Below are 25,630 nucleotides of genomic sequence, written 5' to 3' on the forward strand. Positions count from 1 at the left end.
TGATTGATTTGGGAGACACAGGCATGATCGCCCCCGAAACCCTTGCCCGCTGGCAAAGCGCCCTGCCGTTCTGGATGTCTTTTTTGCTGCTGCCGCTGGTTTGGATTTCTGCAGTTTACGGTGGTTGGACGCTGGTCCTGCCGCCGCTGGTGACCTGGCATCTGTTTGCGGTGCTGGACGGGGCATTCGGGTTGAACCTGGAGAACGCCGACCCGGAAACGCCGGACAGTGATCTCACCTGGTACAAGGCGCTGACCGCTGCTTGGGTGCCACTGCAATTCGTCACGCTGTTCGGATTAATCTGGTACGTCAGCGGTGCCGATCATCTGAGTGCATTCGGCAAATTCGCTGTTTTCTTTGGCGTCGGCGTCGTTACCGGCGCCGTGGGTATCAACTACAGCCATGAGCTGATGCACCAGTCCAGCCGGATTGAGCGCTGGCTGGGAGATATCCTGCTGGCGATGGTGCTTTATTCGCATTTCCGTTCCGAGCATTTGCTGGTGCATCACCGCTATGTGGGCACTCCCCGTGACCCGGTGACCGCCCGTTACAACGAGGGGTTTCACCGCTTCTACCCGCGGGTCCTGCGGCAATGCTGGCATTCCGCGTTCCGCGCCGAAAAGGAAAAGCTGGCGAAGAAGAGCCGCCCCTGGACCGACCGTACGAACCCGTTCTTCCGTTATTGGGCGCTGCAGGCAGCCATGCTCATGCTGGCGCTTATACTGGGCGGCGTGACCGGCGTCTTGCTGTTTTTGGTGCAAGCCGGCGTCGCAATCTGGCAGCTGGAGGTCGTCAACTATGTCGAACACTACGGGCTGACCCGCAAACATCTTGGCGACGGCAAATACGAACCCGTGCAGCCGCGCCATTCCTGGAATGCAGCGCATAAGGCATCGAACTGGCTGCTGATCAACCTGCAGCGCCATTCAGACCATCATTACAAACCAAACCGCCGCTTTCCGCTGCTGCAGAACTATACTGAAGCCGACGCACCGCAGCTGCCTTATGGCTACCCGGTAATGACCATTGCCGCGATGGTCCCGCCCTTATGGCGCCGGGTGATGAACCCGCGGGTGCGGCGTTGGCGGCAAACGTACTACCCCGAGATCACCGATTGGCACGCCTACAACAATGCGCGGAACCCGGTGCCCCGATAGGGCTTACGCCCAGGCCAGAACCGTCATCGGCTGATCCAGCCCGCGCACCTCTTGGTCCGGATGCCGGGTGTTGCCCTCTAGCAGATCCAGGCCGATTTGCTCCGCCCTCACCTGTGCGGCCAGCGTTTCGCTGATCACAATCCCGGCCTGCAGCTTGCGGGTCAGGTTCTCCAACCGGGCGGCGATGTTCACCGTCATGCCCAGCACCGCAAACTCCAGCCGGTTGGAACCAATGTCACCCAGCAACGCTTCGCCATAGTGAATTCCGATTCCGGCGCGGATCTCCGGCTTGCCGTGGCGGGCGCGTTCCCTGTTCCATGCCACCAGCGACTCGCGCATGGAATGAGCACAGGCCAGGGCATTGGTGGCATCCTGCCGGCCAGCAACCGGCGTTCCAAAAGTCGCCATCAGCCCGTCTCCAAGATATTTATCCAGCGTGCCGTGATGGCGGAACACCTCCCGCTCCATCCGGCCGTGGAATTCCCGCAACAGGTCAATCACCGAACGCGGATCCATGTCTGAAGACAATCGGGTGAAACCCACAATATCGAGAAACAAAACCGCCACATTTTCACTGCGAACCTGTTTCAGCGGTTCGTCGTTCTGCGACAGTTGATTCACCACATTGGGTGAAAAATAGCGTGACAGGTTCGCCCGCTCCCGTGTCAGGCTGGCATTGCTTCTGAGCAGCCCGTTGAACCGGCGCACTGAAAAGCCCAGCGTCACTGCCACCAGCACAAAAACCACTGCCTCCTGCACACGCAACTGAACCATAAAACTGTTAGGGTCGAAAAACTCCGCCAACTCAGGCTCAAAGCCCAAGGCGGCGTTCATGACTTCGGTAAGCCCGGGAACCGGGTTGGAGAACCACCAGACCAGCCCCAGCGCGCCCAGCCACATCGTAGCCGTCCATGTCCCGATCGCAATCACTGTGCGCCAGGAGTAAGCCATGGTGCCCGCGGCCAAGATGACAAAAAAGTACTGAAAATTGTCAAACCTGTACTGCATGGCAACCGGCATGCTGCGGCTGTCAAACGGATTGGGCACAACCAGGCCAAACGTCATGATGAGAAGGTCCAGGAAAATCAGGAACAGCTCCAGCCGCGACTTTCCTACTTTTCCTGCGCGGCTGATGAACCAGCCATTGACGCATAAAAGTGCAAGAATTCCATGATAATAGAGGATTTCCCAGGCCGGGTTCAGGAAGACGATGAAGACCGCGATAATGGGCATCGCGATCCAACGCGCCCGTACCGCCAACTGCAACCCCCGTCGCTTGTGGGCATCCAGAGCAGCCTCGGCAAATTTGCTTTCCGCAGATGACAGCTGCTGGCTACCGGCTTGGAACGCTGAAACGGTTTCGTTTCCGGAGGCAAACGCGGTGTCGGTCATGGGCTTTCCCCTCTTCCCGCTGGCTGTTGCAGCGTTAGTACTGCAGATAGTTGCGCTGATATGAACAGGGAATAGCGCATCACTGGGCAAAAGCACAAAAAACCCCGCCTGATGCAGGCGGGGCAAGGTGTGCGCCTGTGCATTAAGCACAAGCACCTGCAATAGGTTTTTACGCTAAGAACGCCCCGGGCCTCAGTTCTGCATCTCAGCACGTATCTGCTGGCGCAGCACGTCGATCGGTACTGTCTTGCCCTCACGCTTAAAGCACCAGTAGGTCCAGCCGTTGCAGGATGGCGCGTTCTCCAGATGCGCCCCCACCTGATGGATCGAGCCCTTGACGTTGTCGCCCACCAGGGTGCCATCTGCACGCACCTTGGCCTTGTGGCGGCGGTTCATCGAATAGAGCTCTTCACCCGGGCGCAGCATGCCGCGCTCGACCAGTTGGCCGAACGGCACCCGCGGCGCCGCGCGCTTGCTGGCAGAAACCTCCAGCGCCTCGCGGTCGAACTTGCGCACTGCCTTGATCCGCTTTTCCGCCACCTTGCGGTAGGCTTCCTCGCGCTCGATGCCGATGAATTCGCGGCCCAGCATCTTGGCAACTGCGCCAGTGGTGCCGGTGCCAAAGAACGGATCCAGCACCACGTCGCCCGGGTTGGTCGAGCCGACCAGGATCCGGTGCAGCAGCGATTCCGGCTTTTGCGTCGGATGCGCCTTGTCGCCGTTTTCGTCTTTCAGCCGCTCATGGCCGGTGCAGATCGGCAGCACCCAGTCACTGCGCATCTGGATACCTTCGTTCAGCGCCTTCAGGGCTTCGTAGTTGAAGGTGTATTTGGCACCTTCCGACTTGGACGCCCAGATCATCGTCTCATGCGCGTTGGTGAAGCGCTTGCCGCGGAAGTTCGGCATCGGGTTCGACTTGCGCCAGACCACATCGTTCAGCACCCAATAGCCTTGGTCCTGCAGCGCCGATCCGACACGGAAGATATTGTGGTAGGAGCCGATCACCCAGATCGAACCGTTCGGTTTCAGCACCCGGCGCGCCGCCTTGAGCCACTCGCGGGTGAACTGGTCATAGACCGCAAAACTGGAAAACTGGTCCCAGTGGTCATCCACGGCATCGACTTTTGAATTGTCGGGGCGGTGCAGCTGGCCTTTCAGCTGAAGGTTGTACGGCGGATCCGCAAAAATCAGATCCACCGAATTGGCCGGAAGGCTGTTCATCGCTTCGATGCAGTCTCCGCCCATAATCGTGTTTAAAGGGAGCGCTGCCGCGCCCTTTGTCATAGTTTTATTCATTGCTCTGCCTCATACCCGCGGCGCATTTTTGCGCTCATTAGGTTGTCCACAGGATGAGTCATCGCGGATTCGAGGTCAATTTGTTTATTAGAACAACACCCTACGGTTCACTCTTGATACAAGATGTTGTGTACGGGTCTGAATGACCGCCGATGATGTGGGGTCACACCTAAATCAACTAGCGCCGCGCGGTGCTGTTTCGAGGGGTAGCCTGCGTTTTTCTCCCAGCCATATCCCGGAAACTGTTGCGCCAAATCCACCATGACCCTGTCACGCGCAAGTTTGGCGATAATCGAAGCAGCTGCGATGGAGACAGATTTGGCATCTCCTTTGACCACAGCCTCTGCAGGCAATCGCAATTTTTTGGGGATCAGGTTGCCATCAATCAGCAGGTAATCCGGCGCCGGATCAAGTGCGGCCACCGCACGTTCCATCGCCAGATGCGAGGCACGTAAAATATTCAGAGAATCAATCTCTTCGACTGAGGCATGCGCAACGGACACCTGACCGGCGGTCAGGATCTTTCCTTCCAGCGCTTCGCGTTTTTTCAGGCTCAGTTTTTTGGAATCGTTGAGCCCCTCGGGAATGGCAGAGATGTCCAGCACCACCGCTGCGGCAGTCACCGGCCCGGCCAGCGGGCCGCGGCCCACCTCGTCCACACCGGCAATTCTCAGGTACCCTTTGGCAAGGGCGGCATCTTCCAGGCAGTAGTCAGGTTTTGTCATGCCAGTCACAAAGCCAATTCAGGCCCGAAATTCAACCCGCACAAAAAGGAGGGGACCGAAGCCCCCAAGTTTCTGCTGCCCGAAAGCGGATTTTGTTAGCGGTTGACCATCCGGTAGCCATGCTGCTTCAGACAGCGGGGCTTGTATCCGGTGAGGTTGCGTTTGCCGTTCCAGAAGGTCACCTTGCAGGCTCGCGGCAGATTCGGTGTGTACCCGTAATTGCGGTCGAGGCAGCCTTTGCCGGCCAGCGGATAGTTGCGGCTGTAGCGCGGAAAGTAACGGACACACTGTGCCGGCAAGTCATAGCGGTGCACCCGCGGCGGCAGCGGCTTCACATACCCGCCATGGCGGTTGTGCGAATTGTGCCTATGGCCGCCATGCCCATGGCCGCGCGGCGGGTTATAGGTCCGCGTGACATGACGGTCGTCATCCTTCCTGGCATCATTGATTGCAGCGCCCAGGATCCCCAGCAGAGCCATCCCGGCGATGAATTTGGCGACATCCTCGTCTGCGCGTGCCGGCGCTGCCGAAAAGCCGGTGATGGCGATTGAGGCTGCCACGATCAGCGCGATGAATTTGCGGTGCGGCTTGGAACCATATGTCTGGGCCATGTTGGGACCTTTCTTTTGATTGTGGATGCGCAGCCTGTGCGCCGTTGATGACCCCAACCTGTCCCCACCCCCTTCAGACAGGCAATATCGGCCGCTTGTTATCGGATATCAGCTGCCTCAACCCCCTGCGGTTATTGAATTTCAAAGCTCGCCGCCGCAGGATGCCCCCATGAAACAGCACCTCCTGATACCCGCTCTTGCGGCTGCCCTTCTGGCGCTTTCTCCGCCGGCCCAGGCGGCTGATTGCTATGCTGATTACAAGGCCAAGCAAGACAACCCGCTGCGCCTGCACTATGGCGTGATCCAACTCTCCGGTACCTGCAAGAAAAAGGCTGCCCGAAGCGAGATCCAAGCCCGCATTGCACCCGGCGGCTGGAAGCTTTTGAATGTCTTGTCCATCTTCGGCCCCGAAGGTCTGCAGCAAAGGAAGGCCAATGCCGGATCTTACTATCTCCGTTTCTGAAGCCCGGGCGGCCGGCAGCAGGGTGGTCGCGCTTGGCATTGCTGCCATTGTTGCGCTTCTGGTGGTTGCCGGCACTGTTCTTCTGCTGACGCTGCCCGATGCCAATGCCTTCAATGCACGGGTCGAACGGCTGTTTGTCGAAAACGATCTGACAGCCCAAGCCGAGATCAAGCTGCTGGAAATCCTGGCCCAGTCCGGCACCGCCTTTGCCGATACTCTGACCAGTTACAGGATGGTGATCTTTGTGCTGCTGGTCTTTGCAACCGCGATGCTGGTGGCTGCACTGACGGTGCTGGGCATGCTGGTGATGCTGAACCGGCGCATGGCGCAGATCGAACGGTCAGGCATTCAGGTTAATGAATTGCTGATCAGCCGGGATGAAAACACTGTCTATCTCAACAATATGGGGTTCAAACTGACCCCCGCCGCGATGGAAACTCTATCTGTTTTGGCAGAGGCGCGGCTGGACGACGACGTGCTGTCGGGCGCGGAAATCGAAGCCGTAATTTCCGGCCGCGCCTCTGCCGACTGCGAGGAGGCCGCCGGCGCCACCCGGATCAAACGCCTGCGGGACACGCTGGGCAACCAGATGGTGAGCGAACTGCTGGTCAAAAACATCGCCAAACGCGGTTATGTGCTGGCCATCAGCAGGGACGTGATCCGTATGGTCTGAACTGTCTGGCTCCGCTTTGCACAACATCATGTGTTCAACTCTGGAATTTCTGGTCCCTGACCCCACATAACCCAGAACCGGCCCACGCCGGCCGGTCCTGGTTTTCGGCACATATCCGGCGCAAATGACAAGGACCACAGGGATGGATGCACAAGTACAGGCACCGCATCGGGGTTACGGCATTGTTATCGAGCCGCTTCAAGGCTTGGTCATAGCCCGGCGCAATGGCACCGTTCTGGCGCAAAGCTCCCGCGCCAAGGTGATGTATGAAACCCGCCTTCCACCTGCAATTTATTTCCCGGCTGACGACGTGACTGCATCGCTGTCGTCCCACACCCCCTTGCAGACATTCTGCCCATTCAAGGGCACGGCCAGCTACCGCGATGTGCTGCTGACTGGGGGCGGAGTTCAAAACGGTGTCTGGTCTTATGAGGAGGCGATGCCGGAGGCAGCACCCATCTCTGGCCATATTGGTTTTATGCCTGGCGCCGAAGCCGAATTCGACGTGGGCAGCAACAAGGTGGAGATGCCGGACTACGGCAATATCTCCGGCCCGGTGATCGATTGGCTGCTACGGGACGCCGCCCTGGTTCAAACCCCTGAGGACCTGACGGCCGCTCTGGCAGAAAAATTCGTTGAGCAAGGCATCTACTTGTCCCGCCTCTCAGTCATGGCCTGGTCGCTGCACCCGCTGATCGCGGGCAAGAACTTCATCTGGCAGAAGAAAACCGGCGAGGTCACCACCTACGCGCCGTCTTACGAAATCCACGACCACCCTGCCTATCAGAACAGCCCGCTGCGCCATGTCTCCAACGGCTTGGGCGGAGTGCGCCACCGGCTCGGCTGCTGCAAATCCGCGGATGCCTTCCCGATCCTTGAAGACCTGCGCAAGGAGGGGGCCACTGATTATGTCGCCATGCCGTTGCGGTTCTCTGACGGGCGCATCAATGTTCTGACCCTCACCAGTGATCACCCGAACGGCTTTTCCACTGCTAACCTGGGGCTGATATTCGAATGCTCCGATGTGATTGCCCGCTACTATGAAATCTTCATGCAGCGCGAAAACGCACAGTCGCTGCTGGAAACCTATGTCGGCAAGCGCACCGGTGCCCGGGTGCTAGGCGGTGAAATCCGCCGCGGTGACGGAGATGAGATCGACGCCGCAATCATGTTCTGCGATCTGCGCGGTTCCACCCGGCTGGAAGAGCAGCTGGGCCGCCAGGACTACATCGCGCTCCTCAACCAGTTCTTCGAGACTGCCTCGACCATCGTGCATGATCATGGCGGCGAAGTGCTTAAATTCATCGGCGACGCTGTGCTGGCGGTGTTCCCGGCCGGCAGCGATGCTGAAAAGGCCCGCACGCAGGCCCTGAACAGCGCCCGCACTATCGTGGCCCGGTTAGAGGAAATCGCCACCGAGGAGAACGGCCACCGTTGCGAAGCCGCCATCGGCATCGCTTACGGGCGCGTGACCTACGGCAACGTCGGCTCCCGCGAACGGCTGGACTTCACGGTGATCGGTCAGGCCGCCAACATCGCCGCCCGGCTGGGCGACTACGGCAAGACTGTCAACCACCCGGTCGTTGTCAGCCAGGACATCCTGAGCGATCCATCACAAGGCCTGTCCCTGGGCGCCGTCAGCCTGCACAATGTCTCCCGGCCTGTCACCTGTTTCGCAGTTCCAGCAGCGGCAGAACCGCAGGCCGCGGCCGAATAACCGCTTCCTGTGTTCAGCTGCAGGTCAAGGGCGGCGCAGCCGCAGCGCCTTACACAGCTCACCCTTGAGGCGAGGATAAACACGCCACACTGGAAACGGGGCCTTCAGGGCACCGTTGCCCCTGAAAGCCTTCTCAGAAAAAACCTTCCGCACTGCCCCCCAGGGCAGTGCAACGCCCAAGGCTGCTTTGCCTGCATCTATGATGCAGGCATCAGGCGCGGGAGTTCCGCTGCCCGGGCCGGGCTCACCCCGTTACCAAAGAGCGCTGCACCTCATCCCCCATCGAAATCAACAGCGGCGCCTCCGCCTGCCGCGCCTTGAAAGCCGGCTTTCCTGTCATCCCTTGCCAGCCGCATTGCACAAGAGATAGCGCAACTGCGCCGCCCAGCGTGGTACCGGGGCCAGTCACGATGAACAGGTCCGGCGCGAACTCACAGGCGGCATTCTGTACCGCACGGGTAAAGTCATACGGCTTCACCACCTGATGCCCCAGCGTGTAGTCCGCCAGGGCCTGCGTATCCGTAGCGCCCGGCCACCAGATCTGCCCGCGACCGTCGATCATCGGCACCTCCGGCTGCTGGAACAACTCTGCCCCCAGCTGCTTGCGCCCCTCAGCAGCCACCGGCGCTTGCAGCACTGTATGGAACGCGGCGTGGTTGGCCAGCCGCATGGGGAAGCGGCCGTTCAGCACTGGCACCGCCGCCTCAAACGCTTTCAGCCCGGCCTCATTTCCGGCCAGCACCAGCATTCCGCCCAAGTCAATCGACAGCCCCAGATCATGCCCCTCGCGCACATTGATCTCTGCCGCCAAGTCCAGCAGCTCCGTCTTGCGATGCGGGCTATTCTGCCACTCGGGACCGGTAAAGGGATAGACAAGCTGGCCGCCGATCAGCTGCTGCTGCATCAGCGTGCCCATGGTGTTCACCACCTTGAACCCATCCGCCGCGCTCAGCGCCCCGGCCGCCGCCAGCCCGATATACCACCCCATGGAGTTGCCGGTGACCGCGACAACGTCGATGTCCTCCGCCAGCGACTGTGCATCCGCCAGCGCTGAGGCATAGATCAATGGCGAAGCAATGTCCCCGCGGGAATACTTTGACACCGAAAACCGGGTTGCCCCGTCGAGCGCCGTGACTTCCTCCTGCCCGGCGTCCTTCCGCTGCGCATCAAATCCGGCGAACAGCGCCGCCTTGTCCGCATGGTGGCGGTGCAAATAACCGAGTTCCGCCTTGTTGTAAGTGCCCCGTCCCGGGCAGATCAGAACAGCCGTGCGGGTCATGACTTGCCTCCTGCCAGCTTCAAAGCAGCTGCAACAATGCTATCCTTCGACGGCAACGTGGCACCATAGGCCGGCCCTGTGGCAATGAAACAATCGCTGGCCGCCACCCGCGCCGTTGGAGCACCGCCTTGTTCCGCAAACAGTGCCATCAGCGCCTCTGACAGACTGCCTGTGATGCGGCATTCATCGACGATTAGCAGATGTTTACAGCCCTTCACCGCCTCCAACAGCGCCGCCTCCGGCAAAGGCGCCAGCCAGCGCAGATCCACAATCCGCGCGTCCACTCCCTGGACCGCCAGTTCCGCCTGCGCCTGGGTCGAGAGATACCGTCCATTGCCATAGGTCACGATGGCCAAATCGGTGCCTTCCCCATGCAGACCCGCTTCGCCCAAAGCAATCCGCCGGTCCGGAGTGGGGTAGGTCCGCATCCAGCCGCCATCCTTCGCCTGATGCAGGTCCCGCATTGGATACAGCGCAATCGGCTCGACAAAGACCACCACCCGCTGCTCTTCGCGCGCCAGGCGCACCGCCTCGCGCATCATCATTGCAGCCTCAGCCCCATCTGAGGGACAGGCAATCACAATTCCAGGAATATCCCGCAGCACCGCCAGAGAGTTGTCATTGTGGAAGTGCCCGCCAAAACCCTTCTGATAGCCAAGGCCCGCAATCCGCAGCACCATCGGGTTGGTGAAGTGCCCGTCCGAGAAGAAAGGCAAAGTCGCCGCTTCGCCGCGCAGCTGGTCCTCGGCATTGTGCAGATAGGCAAGGAACTGGATTTCCGGGATGGGCACAAACCCATTGTGCCCCATACCAATCGCCAGTCCCAGGATCGACTGCTCATCCAGCAGGGTGTCGATGACCCGGTCCGGTCCGAACCGCTGCTGCAATTTCTGAGACACGCCGTAGACACCGCCCTTGCGGCCTACATCCTCGCCCATCATGACGATCTCGCCATGCTCCAGCATCAAATCGGTCAGCGCCCAGTTGATCAGCCGCGACATCGGTTGCGGCTCCTCCATCGCCCGCATGTCGCTGCCGAACGCCGCTGCCCGCTCCTCTAAACGCGGGCCATTGGTGGGCGTACAGTTCCGCGTTGGCGGAATCAGGCTGGCAGCCACATCTTCTGCCGTCTTCAGATGCGGCCGTGTCACCGCCTCTGCCCGGATTCGCTCCACCCGCGCGCAAGTGTCCGTGTAAATTTTCAGCGCTTCCTTGGGCTGCAGCGCCCCGGCTTTATTCAGCAGCCGCACCGAATGAAGCAGCGGATCATTGGCTTCATCCGCCTCAACCTCGGTCTTGCTGAGGTAAGTGGTCGGAACATCCGCCCCGGCATGGCCGTACAGCCGCACGGTGCGCAGATGCAGGAAGGCCGGCTTCTTGCGGGTCCGCACATACTCTGCTGCCTCTTGCGCCACTGCAAAGGCGTTATAGATATCCAGCCCGTCTGCCTTGAAATACTTGATGCCCGGCCGCTGCGCCATCGAGGCCTCGATCCAGCCCTTCGGCGTTTTTACGGAAATGCCGATACCGTTGTCCTCGCAGACAAACAGCAACGGCAGCGGCGTCGATTGCACCGAACTCCAGCCCGCGGTGTTGATTGCCCCCTGCGCGGTCGAATGGTTGGCCGAAGCATCCCCGAAGGAGCACATGACAATGGCGTCTTCCGGCAGCACCTGGTGCTCCGGCTGATGCCGCTTGGCTGCGCCGATGGAATAAGCCGCCCCCACCGCCTTTGGCAGATGCGAGGCAATGGTGGAGGTCTGCGGCGGAATCATTAAAGTTTTGGAACCCAGAACCTTGTGCCGGCCGCCTGAGGTCGGGTCTTCGCTGGAACAGGCAAAGGACAGCAGCATGTCCCAAGCAATCCGTTGACCCGGCACCTGATCCGCCCGGGCAATCTGGAACGCAGCATCACGATAGTGCAGGAACGCCATGTCGGTCGGGCGCAACGCTTGCGCCACCGCTGCCATCCCCTCATGCCCCGAGGAGCCAATGGTGTAAAACCCCTCGCCCTCCTTTTGCATCGCCCGGCTGGTCAGGTCCAGCGCCCGGCTCAACACCTGTGCACGGAATGTGCCGACAGCCTCCGATACGCCGAGCGGCCCTGCTGGTGCCGCACCTGCAGGGAAGTCTGCGGCTTTAACCCGGTCCAGGAAATTCTTATGCACAATCTGGGCGCGGTCCATACGGCCTCCTTGAGATAAACTTTGGGTGCATTTATCCGCGAAGGCGCCATCAAGGCCAATGAGATTGCCTACTAGTTTCATTCCCAATTGGAATGATGTGACGTAAAATCAGGACATTTTAGTACTAGCAGGACGATCCAACTTGATTGAGAAGCAAATATTATGAATATCTTTCAATAGGTTTTCAGATATACATGGCGTTGTTGCAGAACTCTGACTTCTGAGGATTCACATCAGGAATCCATGCGCTTGCACGGTCCGCATGAACAAACCATCCCCCTCCCGCGATCGCACAACGAACTGGTCCAGCCACAACGCCGCGTTGCGCAAGCGGGGCTCGCTGCTGATCTGGGTGGACAAGGACATGACTTGGCGCGCGCCGCAGGAATGCCGTCCGGGCCGCCCTGCGGTCTTCTCCGACGCGGCGATCCAGTTCTGCCTGTCGATCAAAGCGCTGTTCAAGCTGCTCTTGCGGCAGGCCGCCGGGATGGCGTCGAGTCCGCTCCGGCTGGCAGGTCCGGATTGGCCCGTGCCCGGCTTCTCCACCCTCTGCCGCAGGCAGAAGACACTGGCGGTGCAGATCCCCTATCGCCGCATGGACGGCCCGCTCAACCTGCTGGTCCCCTCTCGGGCATCACTCTGTGATGCCCCGCCGGGCAATGGACAGCACCGGGATCAAGTTGCTTGGGGATGGCGAATGGCAGGCCCGCAAGCACGGGATGCAGGGCCGCCGCCAATCCCTGCCCGGCAGTTGATTGCAAAGCAATCAATGAGAGGGGCGCAAGGTGCATCTGGCCATGGACACGGCGACCTCCGGCATGCGCGCTGTGGAATTCACTCCAAGCCGCGACGGCGACAGTCCTGTGCTGCCGGCCTGTGCTGCCGGACCTGCTCGGTCAGATCTCCGAGGCCGAGCAGATCGGCACCGTGACCGCTGACCGGGCATATGACACGCGCCGCTGCCACACCGCCATCATCGGCCGGCAAGCCACCCCGGTCATCCCGATCCGCAAGAACGGGCCCGCGTGGAAAGAGGATTGCCCGGCTGCGCGGGTCGAGCCCTCTGCCGGCAGCGCCGGAGACAGTTGCGACAATGCCTTGGCCGAGACGATCAACGGCTTGTTCAAGGCCGAGGCCGTTCACCGCCGCGGCCCTTGGCGCAACTTCGAGGCAGTGGAATACGCAGGTGGACTGGTTCAACAGCCGCCGCCTGCTCGAGCCTATCGGGAACATTCCGCCGGCAGAAGCAGAGGCCAATTTCTACGCCGCCCTGGAAACTGAGGACATTGCCGCGTAACTAACTGAAATCAGCCTCCGGCAAACCCGGGGCGGTTCAATCCTTTGAGGGAGTACAGTATTCCTTGAAAGGATACTCGCGCAAACGCGGGGCGTTTTGAGCGTTCACTATCCCCCTTTGTGGGTGCGGCTAGCTCTTTGCCAGGATAGTTCGAAGTTTGATCAGCCCACCTAAGTGTTCCAGTCTAATTGTAAGTGCATGACCGGCTGGAGCTCATCCCGTTTCTAGTCCGGGCTTCATGCGACCTTTCGGGCTTCCTTCAGTTGGGCGGCAAATTCGCCCGGCGTCAATGGCATCGGACTTGCCACGCTTCACATAGGGCTTCATGCACACCGGTGGGATCAACCGCACATCATGACCCAACGCTCTTAACCCGCGAGCCCAATGGTGAGCTGTGCTGCAGGTTTCCATGCCAATCAGGCACGCTCCAGCTTCGCAAAGAAAGGCATATCTTTGGACGTGTCGCGGTTTGATGCCGCTCCTTTGATAGCATTTATTGCAGCAAAGGAGACGAGCTATGGGAACGAAACGGACGGGCGAATTCCGCGCTGATGCAGTGCGGATCGCGTTAACCAGCGGACTGACACGCAAACAGGTGGCGTCTGATTTGGGCGTTGGCGTATCGACGCTGAACAAGTGGATCACGACGCACCGCGATACGGAAGTGGTGCCGGACAAAGACTTGGACCTTGCCCGCGAGAATGAACGGCTTCGACGCGAGAACCGCATTCTCAAGGAGGAGAGGGAGATCTTAAAAAAACCGTTCCGGGCCGCTGCCCGCCTGTGCGCGGTAGCAACAGCTTGTGCTACGTTTTGCGCGAAGGGTAGTTGCCGATGGCTTATTGGAGGTCAGACCCCGTTAAAAAACGTGGCACATGGGCTGATGCGCACTTGAGAGTGGTGACGCCGCCGTTGCGGCGATCCCGGTTAGGAAGATGACGAACTTGCATGGCCCACGCCCTTCGCCTGGAACGGAGGAGATGCCATGACAAAGGTTAATACCGTTGACCACCCGGATTTGAAGATGGTCAGTCCCAATGCGGCGGCGATTGACATCGGTTCGACCATGCACATGGCAGCTGTGAACCCGGACACTGGCACCATGCCGGTGCGTGCCTTCGGGACGTTCACCCAGGACCTGCACGATCTCGCCGCCTGGTTTCGGTCGTGCGGTATCACCACTGTGGCGATGGAATCGACCGGCGTCTACTGGATACCGGCCTTCGAGATCCTGGAAGAGCACGGCTTCGAGGTCATCCTCGTCAATGCCCGCTATGCCAAGAATGTACCGGGTCGCAAAACCGACGTCAGCGATGCCGGATGGCTGCGCCAGTTGCACTCTTATGGGTTGCTCCGCGGCAGCTTCCGGCCTGAGGCCGAGATCGCCACGCTGCGGGCTTACATGCGCCAACGGGAACGGCTCATTGAGTACGCCGCCGCGCATATTCAACACATGCAAAAGGCGTTGATGGAGATGAACCTGCAGCTGCATCATGTCGTCTCCGACATCACAGGCGCGACGGGCATGCGGATCATCCGCGCCATCGTCGATGGTGAGCGTGACCCGGAAGTTCTCGCCGCGTTTCGGGACATCCGCTGCAAATCTTCTGTGGACATGATCAAGGCCGCACTGGTCGGCAACGATCGTGACGAACACGTCTTTGCTCTGACACAGTCGCTGGAACTTTACGACTTCTACAAAGCGCAGATCGAGGCCTGCGATCGCAGGCTGGAGGCAGCTGTTGGAGCGCTGACGGTCCGGGCGGATGGTGATCTGGTTCCACTGCCCAAGGCACGGATCAGGGGCAAGCAGCACAATGCCCCGTCCTTTGATGTGCGGGCTGCGCTATATGGGGTGTTGGGCACAGATCTGACGCAGATCCACGGCCTCGGGCCATCGCTGGCTCTGAAGCTGGTGGCCGAATGCGGCACGGACCTGCGCGCCTGGAAGAGCGCCAAGCACTTCACATCGTGGCTTTGTCTGGCCCCGGGCAACAAAATATCGGGTGGTAAATTGATGTCCTCACGGACACGCAGATCTTCAAGCCGCGCGCGGCTGCGCTCCTGCGTCTGGCAGCCGTCACGATTGGCCGAAGTGACACGGCCTTGGGTGCGTTCTATCGACGCCTCTCGGCACGGATCGGCAAACAGAAGGCAGTGACGGCCACGGCAAGGAAGATCGCAGTCTTGTTCTACAACGCCATCCGCTATGGCATGACCTATCAAGATCAGGGGGCGGCTGCCTACGACGAACGACATCGGCAACGTGTGCTCTCCAACCTCCAACGCCGCGCCAAGACACTTGGTTATGCCTTGGCGCCTATGCCAGGGGAATGGGCTGTTTCTTAGGAAGGCAACACAGTTCTTCGCGAGCCAAAGGCCATGAGATTTAGATTCATCGAAGAGCACTGCCACATCTTTTCAACGAAACAGATGTGTAAGGTCATGGATGTGAGCCCCCGTGGTTTGCGGGCATTCCGCAGCCGTCCTGCCAGCCGGAGGCAGAGAACTGATCTGGTAGTGCTGGCTCACATCAAGGAACAATCCTGCCTTAGCTTGGGCAGCTACAGTCGACCGAGAATGACTGAAGAGCTGAAAGAGCTGGGTCTGAACGTTGGACACCGCCGGGTTGGCAGCGTTCCTCGGGCAAATGATCCCCCGGATCATTTGCGGAATCCTCGTCACTGCGCGAAAACGGCATACGGGTCGAACGGTTAAAGAAATACAAGGTGACGACCATTGCCCGGCAGGCGATTGCAAAGCAATCTGCCGAGAGGGGGACAGCAATCACGCCTTCAACATCGCGCCAAATCTGCTGAACCGCAATTTCCATGCGGACCGGCCCAATCAGAAATGGGCGGGAGAAATCAGTTATGTTTGGACGCGAGAGGGGTGGCTCTATCTGGCCGTCATCCTCGACCTGCATTCACGGCGAGTGATCGGCTGGGCTGTGTCAAACCGGATGAAACGCGACCTTGCCATCCGCGCACTGAACATGGCCATAGCCTTACGGCAGCCGCCCAAAGGCTGCATTCACCACGCGGACAGGGGCAGTCAGTACTGCTCGCACGACTACCAGAGGATCCTGCGCCGGCATGGGTTCCAGGCGTCCCCTCTCATGCATGTAAACATGCACTGCTGGGGCAGTGGATGAGCGGGAAGGGCAATTGCTATGACAACTCCGCGGTGGAAACCTTCTTCAAGACCATCAAGGCTGAATTGATCTGGCGGCAGTCCTGGCCAACGCGACGAACAGCAGAGATGGCAATCTTCAACTACATAAACGGCTTCTACAATCCGCGCCGACGGCACTCTGCCTTAGGCTGGAAAAGCCCAGTCGCTTTCGAACGGAACGTGGCTTAAACGAGCACCTGGGGCGGCACTAATACGTGACACGTACAGTCCGCGTTCAATTTCCCGGCTAGTCGGTTCGGCTTGCCAATCGTCATGGAAAATTTCTCCTTTCAATCGCCAGCGTTCGCCAGTGTCGGGGTCTTTGGCGGTGATGTAATTTTTGCTGGCGCGGGGAATTTCGAAGCCTGCTTCTGTCAGGGCGTCGACCATGCTGGCGCGGTCGCTGATGACGCCGATACTGATCTGGTCCAAGATCCACTCGTGCAGCTCTTCGCGACCTCGCGCCCGCGTTGAGGCCTCGACGGTAGCCTGCACCTCCTGAGCGCGATCCAGATCCATGGGATCGGCCCAGCCGTGCGTCTTGTTCATCAGATCGCGCAGGCTGTCATAGGCAATCTGATAGCCAGGCGGAGCAATATTGAGGGCCTTGCCTGCCGTCAGCACCAAACGTGGCGTGCAGAAGTGCAGCTCAACACGGTCTTCGTGGCTGTGACGAACCCAGAGCATGTCAAATTGCTCACCATCCAGCCTCGCAAAAGCCGGCTGTTCGAAAGCATCCATGACTTCGGCCTGCTGGGCTTCGGTAGGCGCGTCTTCATTGGCAAAGCTGACGACACCCGCGCGGTAGGTCATTGGTGGCGGCCGGCATCGATCAGCGCCTCGGTGCGGACAGGATCTCCGCGCAGCACCTCTGGCAGCGGGTCACGTGCGACCGTCATCGGCTGGCCGTCGGCATCGCGGATCAGGTCGCGATTGGCGTCATAGTCCAGCACTTCCCGCACCACCAGATAGCCGACAGGGCCAGCACCCGCGCCCTTGCCGTTGGGAAAGAACTTGATCAGCATTGCCGCGCCTCTTCGAGGATCCGGGCAAGCTGGCGTTCGATCACAACAAGCTGGCGGGCCACGGCCAGCACCTGCGCCGGATCAACGCGCGGGGCTGGCTTGCGGCGGCGGGCGTCTGTAAGGCCAAGTGCTTCACGTAGGAGCGTCGCAGCGGGAACGCCCGCCGCTTCGGCCTTGGCGCGAAGTTCGGCCTTTTCAGCAGCCGTGCACCGAAAGACGAAGGTCTCGGTGAGCGGCGCTTTGGCGTGAGGCTTGCCCCCGCCGGTGGGGTTCGAAGGGGAGGCTTGCCACCCCTCGCAAGGTCCCGTGTCAACAGCGCCAGCGTATGACATGGGTCGCCTTGCTCTTTGCTCAACACGCATGACGACGCTCCCGTTCCGCTGGTGCGAACAAGCCCCAACCTTCAATGATTAGCCTGTTCCGCCACGCTGGCCACTCGTCTTTGCAAATGGGTGGGTAGTTGTCCGGAAGCCAGTAGCCTCGCTCTCCGTTCTCTACAGCATCAGAGAAGGCGCGCTCAATCCGGGTATAGAACATTCGCTGGGTATAGTCCTCCCATTGCCGGCAACCGAAAGACTTGCGCGAAACGAACACAGCTTGCGGAACGCGCCCGCGTGCCGAGCCGGATGGCCCTCAATCCGGCAGATCCGGTTCAGCCGCGGGGTTTTGTTCTTTGGATTGTTGATCCTTTATATAAGAAAGCTCACCAGTAAGCCTCTTTTCAGTCACAGGTGTACTCTTTTGAGGTGTTGAAAGGGTCGCAGGTGCACCCTTTTTCTTGGGGCGGAATGGGGTGATATTGCAAGGAGCGCGGAAGTCATATTCTGTGTTGTTTCCGGCCCCACGACCCTCGGTACGAAGGAGCCAGCCGAACTCTACAAGCTGACGCAGGCATCGCTTGATGGTGGCCAACGACATGCCCGCCAGGAACTCATCTAGCGTCTTCAAAGACGGATTAAGCTGCCCAGTTTTGTCGTTGGCGAATTGTACAGAAAGCGCAGACGCGACAGCCTTTGTCGACGAGTTCAAATCCGCGCATTGCAGGACGGCTTTCAGCCATTCAAACCGATTTAGCTTAGGCATGCGCCCCTCCCGCGATTGCAGCAGGACCCGGAAACATGCTATTGAAGCGATGAAAGTGGGAAGCTTTCAAATGAGCTTTTGCCCCGGTTTCGGTTGCCGCCGAGCCGGGGTTTTTGTTTGCCTCTTGGTCGCCAGGGGTGAGCAGAGCACAGAGAAATTGTACAGGTTTTGTACGGAAAAACGGTGATCTCAGACCGTATACTGCTGCTTTGTCCTGCAGACTTCTGCAAGTTCCACCAACCGAATTGCGGCAATATATTGTTTTATAATGAATATTTGGCGACCCCGGCAGGATTCGAACCTGCAACCTGCCCCTTAGGAGGGGGCTGCTCTATCCAGTTGAGCCACGGGGCCGCGCTTGATTACGCGATAACAAATCCCTCCTGCGATCACAATGGGATGGGCGGGCCCGATTGCCGATTTGCCGCGCGCAGTTTCCATTGTGCAGCAACCGATGTCTGCGCTAACGTTGCACACAGCAGTAACAAGAGGCTCAGGAACGTGACCACGGACAGCAAGCGCCCTCTCACCCTCCGCGATGTATCCGAAGCAACCGGTGTTTCCGAAATGACCGTGAGCCGCGTTCTGCGCAATCGCGGCGATGTGTCGGAAAAGACCCGCACAAAGGTGCTGAGTGCCGCCAAGGAGCTGGGCTACGTGCCCAACAAGATCGCCGGCGCGCTGGCTTCGAACCGGGTGAACCTGGTGGCGGTGATCATCCCGTCGCTGTCGAATATGGTCTTCCCTGAGGTTCTGACCGGCGTCAACAAGGTGCTGGAGAACACCGAGCTGCAGCCGGTGGTCGGGGTGACTGACTATCAGCCCGAGAAAGAGGAAAAAGTGCTGTACGAGATGCTCTCGTGGCGCCCCTCAGGTGTTATCATTGCCGGGCTGGAGCATACCGAAGCCGCCCGCGCCATGCTGAACAGCGCCGGCATCCCGGTGGTGGAGATCATGGATACTGACGGCAAGCCGGTGGATGCGATGGTCGGTATTTCCCACCGTCGCGCGGGCCGCGAAATGGCCAGGGCGATCCTTAAGGCCGGATATCAGCACATTGGCTTCATGGGCACCAAAATGCCGCTTGACCACCGGGCGCGAAAGAGGTTCGAAGGTTTCACCGAGGCGCTGGCCAAGGAAGGCGTGGAGATCGAGGACCGCGAATTCTACTCAGGCGGCTCGGCCCTGGCCAAGGGGCGCGAGATGACGCAGGCCATGCTGGAACGATCGCCGGAACTGGATTTCCTCTATTTTTCCAATGATATGATCGGCGCGGGTGGATTGCTGTATTTGCTCGATCAGGGCATTGATGTGCCGGGCCAGATCGGCCTGGCCGGGTTCAACGGGGTGGAGCTGTTGCAGGGGCTGCCGCGCAAGCTTGCCACCATGGATGCCTGCCGTCAGGAGATTGGCCGAAGAGCGGCGGAAATCATTGCCGCGCAGCTGGAAGATCCGGACGCGGAGATTGAAAACAAAGTCACTTTGACCCCGACCATTTCCTATGGCGACACGCTGAAACGGCGCTGATGGCGCTGCAGCGGCTGGACAATCAAAGCGCGCGGCGGCTGTTCTTGGACCGCCATGCCTTGCTTGAACAGCCAGCAGGTCCGGCCAAGGGAGCGGATCTGCTGGCGCTGATCCAGCGGCTGGGCTTTGTACAGCTCGACAGTATCAACACGGTGGCGCGCGCGCATGACGTGATCCTCTATTCACGCCGCCCGGGCTATCGCGCCAAACATCTGAAGCAGCTCTACGAGCGGGACCGCGGGCTGTTTGAACATTGGACCCATGACGCCGCGATGATCCCGATGGCGTTCTACCCTCATTGGCATCTGCGCTTTCTGCGTGATACCGAGCTGCTGCGCAATCGCTGGCGCAACTGGCGGCGCGACGGGTTTGAGGCGCAGTTCGAAACCGTCCTGAACCATGTGCGGGATCACGGTCCAGTCAGTTCTTCTGACCTTGGCAAGGATGAAAAGAAGGGCTCCGGCGGCTGGTGGGACTGGCACCCGTCTAAGACTGCGTTGGAATATCTCTGGCGCTCAGGCGCGCTGACAGTGGTGGGGCGTGAAGGTTTCCAGAAACGCTATGACCTGACCGAACGAGTGATTGAGGAGCATCTGCGCCCTGGCACCTCCTGCGACGAGACTGCGACCATTAACTGGCTTTGCTCCGCTGCGATGGACCGGCTGGGCTTTGCCACCTCCGGCGAGCTCGCGGCGTTCTGGGACACCGCTTCTCCGGTGGAAGCCAAGATATGGTGCGCCGAACAGCTGCGCCGTGGAGAGCTGGAAGAGATTGAAGTCGAACAGGCGGACGGCAAGCTGCGCAAAGTGTTCGCCCGTCCGGGCACCGTGAAAGCCGCCGCGGAATTGGGTCCGGCACCAGGCCGGATGCGGGTGCTCAGCCCCTTTGACCCAGCCCTGCGCGACCGCAAGCGAGCGGAACGGCTGTTCGGTTTCCACTACCGGATCGAGGTTTTCACCCCAGCACTCAGGCGCCAGTATGGCTATTACGTCTTTCCACTGCTGGAAGGCATACGTCTGGTTGGCCGGATTGATATGAAGGCGGACCGGGACGCAGACGTCCTTCGCGTCACCGCCGTATGGCCTGAACGGGATGTGAAGTGGTCACCGGTCCGCGCCAGGCGGCTGGAGGCTGAACTGGGTCGGGTTGCACGTTTTGCGGGCCTCAGCAGAGTGTGTTTCACAGACGGCTGGCTGCGCTGACAGAAGCTACTCTGGCTGCAACTGCGCCTCGATTACCCGGCGATAATCTTCCGGCGCTGGTATTGCTGTGAAGCTCTCCGGAGCAATGAATACGCAAACGAACCTGCCTTCAAAACAAAGCTCCCCATTCTGCCGCGCATTCACCCGGAAAGTCACCGACTTGCCGCCCAACGCGGAAGGCCAGACATCGCACATCAGCCGGTAACGCGGGGTCACAGGCGCGCGGAAATCGATGCTCATATGCACGAATGGCGTGCCGGTGCCCCGGTCCAGCTCCATCTGATACCAGCCATCGCCACCCAAGTGATGCTCCCACCAGGCGTCAATCGCTTCCAATGCAAAGACAGGCAGCCGTCCGGTATAGGCAATCCGGGCCGGATCGCAGTCCCCCCAGCCGACACGGATTTCATGGGTAAAACCCTGCTGTGCTGAAACGGAAGTATGTTCAGTCATTCCTGTTCCTCATTGCATCAGCATCAGAGGCAATAGCGTGATGATTGGGAAAGCCACCAGGACGACAACCCGGATAAGGTCAGAAGCAACAAAGAACATCACCGCCTTGTATGTGTCGATCATCTTGGTCTTTCGGTCCATCGCATTGATGATGAACAGGTTCATTCCAACCGGCGGGGTGATCAAGCCCACTTCCACAACGATCAGCACTAGGATCCCGAACCAGATGGCGACATATTCCGCCTCGATCCGGTTCACCCGGCCTTCGGTCACCCGGATGCCCAGCTCTTTCATCTGCTCACGGGTCAATTCGGCTCCGGCAGCAATGGCGTCCTTGATTGAGGCGAGAGTCTCCGCCCCCATCCCCTCGGGCACGCCGGCCTTCAGCACCTCCATCGCCGCATCCGCCTGCATCGCCGGCAGGGACAGCAGGCCGAAATCCATTGCCGAGATCACAGGAAAGAAAATCGGGATCGTCAGAAGGATCATCGACAGCGAGTCCATCAAACAACCGAACACCAGATAGAACCCCAGGATCAGCGCCAGCACCACCCAGGGGCTAAGCCCCATGCTTACGACATAGTCTGCCAATTCCTGCGGCACCTTGGTCAGCGCCAGAAAGCCGTTGTAGAACCCCGCGCCCAGCACGATGAAGAAGATCATCGCGGTGGACCGCGCGGTCACCAGGAAACTGTCCGCGAGTGTTTCGCGGTTCAGCCCGCCATTGGTCCAGGCAATGAAACCGGTGCCAAATGCACCCACGGCCGCGCCCTCGGTCGGGGTGAACCAGCCCAGGTAGATACCGCCGACGACCAGGCCAAAGACCAGCAGTACCGGCCAGACATGCACCAGCGCAGCAAATCGCTCGCGCATCGGCACGGGCGGGCGGGTGCCGGCGCTTTCCGGGAACAGCCGCACATAGACAGAGATCGCGATCACATAGCCCAATGCCGCCAGCAATCCCGGGATGAAGGCCGACAGGAACAGCTTGGCGATGTTCTGTTCGGTCAGGATCGCATAGATCACCAGCACCACAGAGGGCGGAATTAGGATGCCCAGCGTGCCACCCGCCGCCAGCGTTGCGGTCGAAAACCCGCCGGCATAACCGTATTGCTTCAGCTCCGGCAGTGCCACACGGCCCATTGTGGCTGCGGTGGCCAAGGATGAGCCGCAGATCGCACCAAAGCCTGCGCAGGCGCCGATGGCCGCCATCGCAACCCCGCCCTTGCGGTGGCCGAGGAATCCTTCAGCCGCTTTGAACAACGCGGTGGACATGCCGCCCAGCGTCGCGAAATGCCCCATCAGCAGGAACATCGGCACAATGGTCAGCGAATAGGAGGAGAATGTCGAATAGGTCTCGCTTTTCAGCCGCCCGAACGCCACCTGGGTGCCATCCGTGACCCAGATCAGTCCGCCGAGACCGACCAGAAACATCGAAAGCCCGATGGGCACCCGCAGAAAGATCAGCAGCATCAGGACCGGAAAGGACGCGATGCCAATTTCAAGAGCCGTCACTGTTCGCCCTCCACGCCGTCCCAGATCAGGATCCGGCCGGTAAAAAATTCGATGGTGCGCACCGCACCCATGTAGATGCCCACAATGGCCGCCACGATCGCTGCCACCATGCTGATGCCGTAGGCCCACCAGACCGGAAACTCGAGCAGGAAGGAGGTCTCGCCATTGGAGAACTTGCTCGCAAGCCCGGCCCCCAGCCGCCAGGCGATAAGAATCAGCGCTGCGGCAAAGACAATTTCAGTCACCATCCGCAAAAACCGATTCACTCCGCGTGGAAACGCATTGGCGACCACATCGACCGAAGCATGGCCTGCGGTGATCTGGCACAAAGGCAAAAAGGCGAAGATCGCAAAGGCGACGCCGGCCTCGACCAGTTCAAAGTCGCCGTTGACCGGTCCAACCCAACCGGTCATCCACTTTGAGAACCCGGGTGCAATCCGCTCCATCAGGTCACCATGGAAGACGCCATTGAGCAAACGCCCGGCTATCGAAACACATGTCAGAATGATCAGAAGAGTGAGGACCGCACCGCCCAGGTAGGCCATGGATTTGGCCAGCCGCATCATGAGCTTATGCATCGTTCAGTTGCCTTATTCCGGTATGCAAAGGGCCGCAGTGCCTATGCCGTGCGGCCCTTCACTTTTATCATCAAAACGCCTTACTGATATTGCGGCGTGTATTTCTCGATCAGCCCGCTGGCTTCTTCGATCAGCGCATTGCCGTCGATGCCCTTTTCGGCCATGTCGGCGATCCACTTGTCATAGATCGGCTGCGAACGTTCTCGCCAGACGGCGGTCTGTTCTTCGTCCAGGGTGATCACAGTGTTGCCCAGATCCAGCGCCATCTCGCGCGAGGGACCATCCGAATCCGCCTGGGTGCCGCCGGCAAAGACCGAGAATTCCAAGCCGGAGTTGTCGTCGATGGCCTTTTTCAGGTCATCCGGCAGGCTCTCATACTTCTCTTTGTTCATCGCCAGAACAAAAGTCAGCGTGTACAGCGCCTTGCCAGTGAACTCGGTGTGGTTTTCCACCAGTTCCGGAACCTTCAGCGCCGCGGTCACTTCCCAGGGAATGGTGGTGCCGTCGATCACGCCCTTGGACAGCCCTTCCGGAATGGCCGGAACCGGCATCCCCACCGGTGTTGCGCCAAGTTCGGTCAGCAACGCGTTGACCGACCGTCCGCCGCCACGGATCTTCATGCCTTCCAGATCCTCGGGCGTTTCCACCGGATCCGAAGTATGGATCAGGCCCGGCCCATGCACCCAGGTGCCCAGGATGTGGACATCCTTGAACTCAGTGTCCTTCATGTGCTTGTCGAACATTTCCCAATAGGCATGCGACACGGCGCGCGCATTGGTCATCATAAACGGCAGCTCGAACACTTCGGTCGAGGGATATCGGCCCGGGGTATAGCCCACCACGGTCCAGACGATATCCGCCACGCCATCAATGGCCTGGTCCATCAGCTCAGGCGGCTTGCCCCCCAGTTGCATCGACGGGAAGCGATCAATCTTGATGCGCCCGCCCGAGGATTCCTCGACATTGTCCGCCCAGACATCCAGGATCAGTTTCGGCACGTTTGCCTGTGCCGGCAGGAACTGGTGCAGCTTCAGGGTCACTTCCTGGGCAAATGCCGGCATTGCGCCGAACATTGCCAGGGCCGCTGCACCCGCTGCCCCCAAAATATTTCTCCGAGTGGTCATGTCTGTCCTCCCTTTGACCAAATCATTTGCCAGACCCGCTGCTTTCGCAACATTACTGCAGCAGATGGCAGAATTCTTTCCGTTTTCGCCGCCAGAGCCCCGCACAGGGTTCGTTTAACGAACCAGTTGCCTCTCTGCTATTAGGTGCATTTGTAACTATCAACAGCGGATTATGCATTTTCTACTCATGAAATCTGACTGCGCTTCCTGATCGCAAACAAGTTTCACAGTTCATATGTTACAAAGCCCCCAGCGATCACATCCAAATTGATACATATTGAGATGGCCGCATGGCAACAAAAATCATGGCTTTGCGACGCCTTGCGTCATTCCGCAGCAGCCAGCGTCAAGTCGACCTGTGGCAGCCCATCAACCCCGCCGCTCATCCGGTCGCCTGCCTGAACGGCTCCAACACCGGCCGGCGTGCCGGTCAGAATCACATCTCCGGGCCGCAAGTGATAAAAGCCGGACAGATGGCAGATAATCTCCTCAACGGACCAGATCATTTCCTCCAGCGCGGCGTCCTGCCGGATCTCCCCGTTCACCTCCAGCCAAATTCGCCGGCCAGACGGGTTGCCCCAATCTGCTGCCCGGGTCAGGGGCGCAAACACTGCCCCATTTTCCAAATCCTTGCCCAGATCCCAGGGGCGCTGCTTCTGCCGCTCACGGATCTGCAGATCGCGCCGGGTCATATCCAGCGCACATCCATAGCCGAAGACAGCAGCTTTCGCCTCTTCGGCGGATGCGCGGAACACCGGCGCGCCAATCGCCACAGCGAGCTCCATCTCGTAGTGGAAGTTTTCAGTCCCAGGTGGATAGGGCACAACCGCACCTGTCAGCACCGCATTGGCCGCCGCCTTGGTGAAATAGAATGGCGCCTCACGGTCCACTTCGTTGCCCATTTCGGCAGCATGAGCCGCGTAATTGCGCCCAACGCAGAAAATCCGCCCTACCGGGTATCCAGCCGGTTCTCCGGCAACCGGAACCACCGGCGCTTCCGGTAATGTGAACAGAAGCTTACCCATCAAAGAATCCCTCGTAAAGTTGAAGCCACATTCCGCCGCCCCAAGTCAGAGCCGCAATCCAAGAGCCTGTAAACCCCGCGTTCGGCTTGAAATGATTTGAATGCCCGTACCCATCCATATTTTCGGAA

Annotated in this window: 23 protein-coding genes, 1 tRNA gene and 4 pseudogenes; 11 read left to right on the top strand and 17 right to left on the bottom strand. The window is 59.6% G+C overall.

Annotation, left to right across the window (positions count from 1 at the left end; all coding sequences use genetic code 11):
- Positions 1-23: 23 nt before the first annotated feature.
- Positions 24-1,157 carry an alkane 1-monooxygenase gene (locus AQUI_RS0106915; RefSeq protein WP_027256857.1) on the top strand — a complete coding sequence of 378 codons (1,134 nt, stop codon included), beginning with the start codon at positions 24-26 and terminating at the stop codon, positions 1,155-1,157.
- A gap of 3 nt (positions 1,158-1,160) precedes the next feature.
- Here the strand turns inward: AQUI_RS0106915 and AQUI_RS0106920 are convergent, their stop codons facing one another.
- The 4 genes from AQUI_RS0106920 to AQUI_RS0106935 form a co-directional block, all read right to left on the bottom strand.
- The gene (locus tag AQUI_RS0106920) at positions 1,161-2,549 is read right to left on the bottom strand and encodes an adenylate/guanylate cyclase domain-containing protein (RefSeq protein WP_027256858.1); all 1,389 of its coding nucleotides are present in this window, start codon (positions 2,547-2,549) and stop codon (positions 1,161-1,163) included.
- Positions 2,550-2,741: 192 nt separating this feature from the next.
- Entirely contained in the window at positions 2,742-3,845 is a 1,104-nt protein-coding gene (locus tag AQUI_RS0106925) for a site-specific DNA-methyltransferase (RefSeq protein ID WP_027256859.1), read from the bottom strand.
- Positions 3,846-3,952: 107 nt separating this feature from the next.
- Entirely contained in the window at positions 3,953-4,570 is a 618-nt protein-coding gene (locus AQUI_RS0106930; protein ID WP_027256860.1) for a ribonuclease HII, read from the bottom strand.
- Between the two features lie 95 nt (positions 4,571-4,665).
- Complete coding sequence (locus tag AQUI_RS0106935) at positions 4,666-5,181, bottom strand: hypothetical protein (protein ID WP_027256861.1); 516 nt, start codon at positions 5,179-5,181, stop codon at positions 4,666-4,668.
- A 169-nt stretch (positions 5,182-5,350) separates the two neighbouring features.
- Between AQUI_RS0106935 and AQUI_RS0106940 the strand changes: the two genes are divergently transcribed.
- The 3 genes from AQUI_RS0106940 to AQUI_RS0106950 all read left to right on the top strand — a co-directional run bounded on the left by AQUI_RS0106940 (position 5,351) and on the right by AQUI_RS0106950 (position 8,034).
- The gene (locus tag AQUI_RS0106940; RefSeq protein WP_027256862.1) at positions 5,351-5,644 is read left to right on the top strand and encodes a hypothetical protein; all 294 of its coding nucleotides are present in this window, start codon (positions 5,351-5,353) and stop codon (positions 5,642-5,644) included.
- Complete coding sequence (locus AQUI_RS0106945) at positions 5,616-6,317, top strand: winged helix-turn-helix domain-containing protein (RefSeq protein WP_027256863.1); 702 nt, start codon at positions 5,616-5,618, stop codon at positions 6,315-6,317. Before AQUI_RS0106940 ends, AQUI_RS0106945 begins: the two co-directional genes overlap by 29 nt.
- Before the next feature lie 142 nt (positions 6,318-6,459).
- On the top strand, positions 6,460-8,034 hold the full coding sequence (locus tag AQUI_RS0106950; protein ID WP_027256864.1) for a DUF427 domain-containing protein: 1,575 nt from the start codon (positions 6,460-6,462) through the stop codon (positions 8,032-8,034).
- A 244-nt stretch (positions 8,035-8,278) separates the two neighbouring features.
- Here AQUI_RS0106950 and AQUI_RS0106955 read toward each other — a convergent pair whose 3' ends face one another.
- Both AQUI_RS0106955 and AQUI_RS0106960 read right to left on the bottom strand, forming a co-directional pair.
- Positions 8,279-9,313 (bottom strand): acyl carrier protein, encoded by a 1,035-nt coding sequence (locus AQUI_RS0106955; RefSeq protein WP_027256865.1) that lies wholly within the window; start codon positions 9,311-9,313, stop codon positions 8,279-8,281.
- On the bottom strand, positions 9,310-11,499 hold the full coding sequence (locus tag AQUI_RS0106960; protein WP_027256866.1) for a dehydrogenase E1 component subunit alpha/beta: 2,190 nt from the start codon (positions 11,497-11,499) through the stop codon (positions 9,310-9,312). The genes AQUI_RS0106955 and AQUI_RS0106960 overlap by 4 nt, the downstream gene beginning before the upstream one ends.
- Positions 11,500-11,761: 262 nt before the next feature.
- Here AQUI_RS0106960 and AQUI_RS31480 point away from each other — a divergent pair.
- A pseudogene (locus AQUI_RS31480) lies at positions 11,762-12,796 on the top strand (IS5 family transposase).
- A gap of 270 nt (positions 12,797-13,066) precedes the next feature.
- Here AQUI_RS31480 and AQUI_RS30625 read toward each other — a convergent pair.
- A pseudogene (locus AQUI_RS30625) lies at positions 13,067-13,222 on the bottom strand (IS110 family transposase); the annotation flags it as partial.
- A gap of 91 nt (positions 13,223-13,313) precedes the next feature.
- On the opposite strand from AQUI_RS30625, the pseudogene AQUI_RS27400 reads away from it, so the two are divergent.
- From AQUI_RS27400 to AQUI_RS27405, 4 genes and pseudogenes are all read left to right on the top strand, one after another.
- Positions 13,314-13,556, top strand: a pseudogene (locus AQUI_RS27400) (transposase); the annotation flags it as partial.
- A gap of 225 nt (positions 13,557-13,781) precedes the next feature.
- Positions 13,782-14,957 (top strand): IS110 family RNA-guided transposase, encoded by a 1,176-nt coding sequence (locus AQUI_RS0106985; RefSeq protein ID WP_027256868.1) that lies wholly within the window; start codon positions 13,782-13,784, stop codon positions 14,955-14,957.
- Between the two features lie 26 nt (positions 14,958-14,983).
- The gene (locus tag AQUI_RS31845) at positions 14,984-15,145 is read left to right on the top strand and encodes a hypothetical protein (RefSeq protein ID WP_245596879.1); all 162 of its coding nucleotides are present in this window, start codon (positions 14,984-14,986) and stop codon (positions 15,143-15,145) included.
- A pseudogene (locus AQUI_RS27405) lies at positions 15,146-16,159 on the top strand (IS3 family transposase); the annotation flags it as partial.
- On the opposite strand, the gene AQUI_RS27410 reads toward AQUI_RS27405, so the two are convergent.
- From AQUI_RS27410 to AQUI_RS0107015, 5 genes are all read right to left on the bottom strand, one after another.
- A complete protein-coding gene (locus tag AQUI_RS27410) occupies positions 16,115-16,783 on the bottom strand; it encodes a relaxase family protein (protein WP_051371843.1) in 669 nt (222 codons plus the stop codon). The pseudogene AQUI_RS27405 and the gene AQUI_RS27410 sit on opposite strands and share 45 nt — an antisense overlap.
- Entirely contained in the window at positions 16,780-16,995 is a 216-nt protein-coding gene (locus AQUI_RS31850; RefSeq protein ID WP_051371844.1) for a hypothetical protein, read from the bottom strand. The genes AQUI_RS27410 and AQUI_RS31850 overlap by 4 nt, the downstream gene beginning before the upstream one ends.
- Complete coding sequence (locus AQUI_RS31855) at positions 16,989-17,327, bottom strand: plasmid mobilization protein (RefSeq protein WP_245596880.1); 339 nt, start codon at positions 17,325-17,327, stop codon at positions 16,989-16,991. Before AQUI_RS31855 ends, AQUI_RS31850 begins: the two co-directional genes overlap by 7 nt.
- 301 nt (positions 17,328-17,628) lie before the next feature.
- Positions 17,629-18,078: a helix-turn-helix domain-containing protein gene (locus tag AQUI_RS0107010; protein ID WP_027256870.1), complete on the bottom strand. Its 450-nt coding sequence runs from the start codon at positions 18,076-18,078 to the stop codon at positions 17,629-17,631.
- Between the two features lie 277 nt (positions 18,079-18,355).
- Positions 18,356-18,432, bottom strand: a tRNA-Arg gene (locus tag AQUI_RS0107015).
- A 147-nt stretch (positions 18,433-18,579) separates the two neighbouring features.
- Here AQUI_RS0107015 and AQUI_RS0107020 point away from each other — a divergent pair.
- The gene (locus tag AQUI_RS0107020) at positions 18,580-19,605 is read left to right on the top strand and encodes a LacI family DNA-binding transcriptional regulator (RefSeq protein ID WP_027256871.1); all 1,026 of its coding nucleotides are present in this window, start codon (positions 18,580-18,582) and stop codon (positions 19,603-19,605) included.
- The gene (locus AQUI_RS0107025; protein ID WP_027256872.1) at positions 19,605-20,807 is read left to right on the top strand and encodes a winged helix-turn-helix domain-containing protein; all 1,203 of its coding nucleotides are present in this window, start codon (positions 19,605-19,607) and stop codon (positions 20,805-20,807) included. The genes AQUI_RS0107020 and AQUI_RS0107025 overlap by 1 nt, the downstream gene beginning before the upstream one ends.
- A 6-nt stretch (positions 20,808-20,813) precedes the next feature.
- Here AQUI_RS0107025 and AQUI_RS0107030 read toward each other — a convergent pair whose 3' ends face one another.
- The 5 genes from AQUI_RS0107030 to AQUI_RS0107050 form a co-directional block, all read right to left on the bottom strand.
- A complete protein-coding gene (locus tag AQUI_RS0107030) occupies positions 20,814-21,260 on the bottom strand; it encodes an acyl-CoA thioesterase (RefSeq protein ID WP_027256873.1) in 447 nt (148 codons plus the stop codon).
- A 9-nt stretch (positions 21,261-21,269) separates the two neighbouring features.
- Complete coding sequence (locus tag AQUI_RS0107035) at positions 21,270-22,775, bottom strand: TRAP transporter large permease (RefSeq protein WP_027256874.1); 1,506 nt, start codon at positions 22,773-22,775, stop codon at positions 21,270-21,272.
- Positions 22,772-23,353 (bottom strand): TRAP transporter small permease, encoded by a 582-nt coding sequence (locus tag AQUI_RS0107040; RefSeq protein WP_027256875.1) that lies wholly within the window; start codon positions 23,351-23,353, stop codon positions 22,772-22,774. The genes AQUI_RS0107035 and AQUI_RS0107040 overlap by 4 nt, the downstream gene beginning before the upstream one ends.
- An 80-nt stretch (positions 23,354-23,433) precedes the next feature.
- Positions 23,434-24,477, bottom strand: coding sequence for a TRAP transporter substrate-binding protein (locus tag AQUI_RS0107045; protein WP_027256876.1), 1,044 nt, complete (start codon positions 24,475-24,477; stop codon positions 23,434-23,436).
- 326 nt (positions 24,478-24,803) lie between these two features.
- A complete protein-coding gene (locus AQUI_RS0107050) occupies positions 24,804-25,502 on the bottom strand; it encodes a fumarylacetoacetate hydrolase family protein (protein ID WP_027256877.1) in 699 nt (232 codons plus the stop codon).
- Between the last annotated feature and the right edge of the window lie 128 nt (positions 25,503-25,630).

This window comes from Leisingera aquimarina DSM 24565 (genome assembly GCF_000473165.1).
Classification (GTDB): Bacteria; Pseudomonadota; Alphaproteobacteria; order Rhodobacterales; family Rhodobacteraceae; genus Leisingera; species Leisingera aquimarina.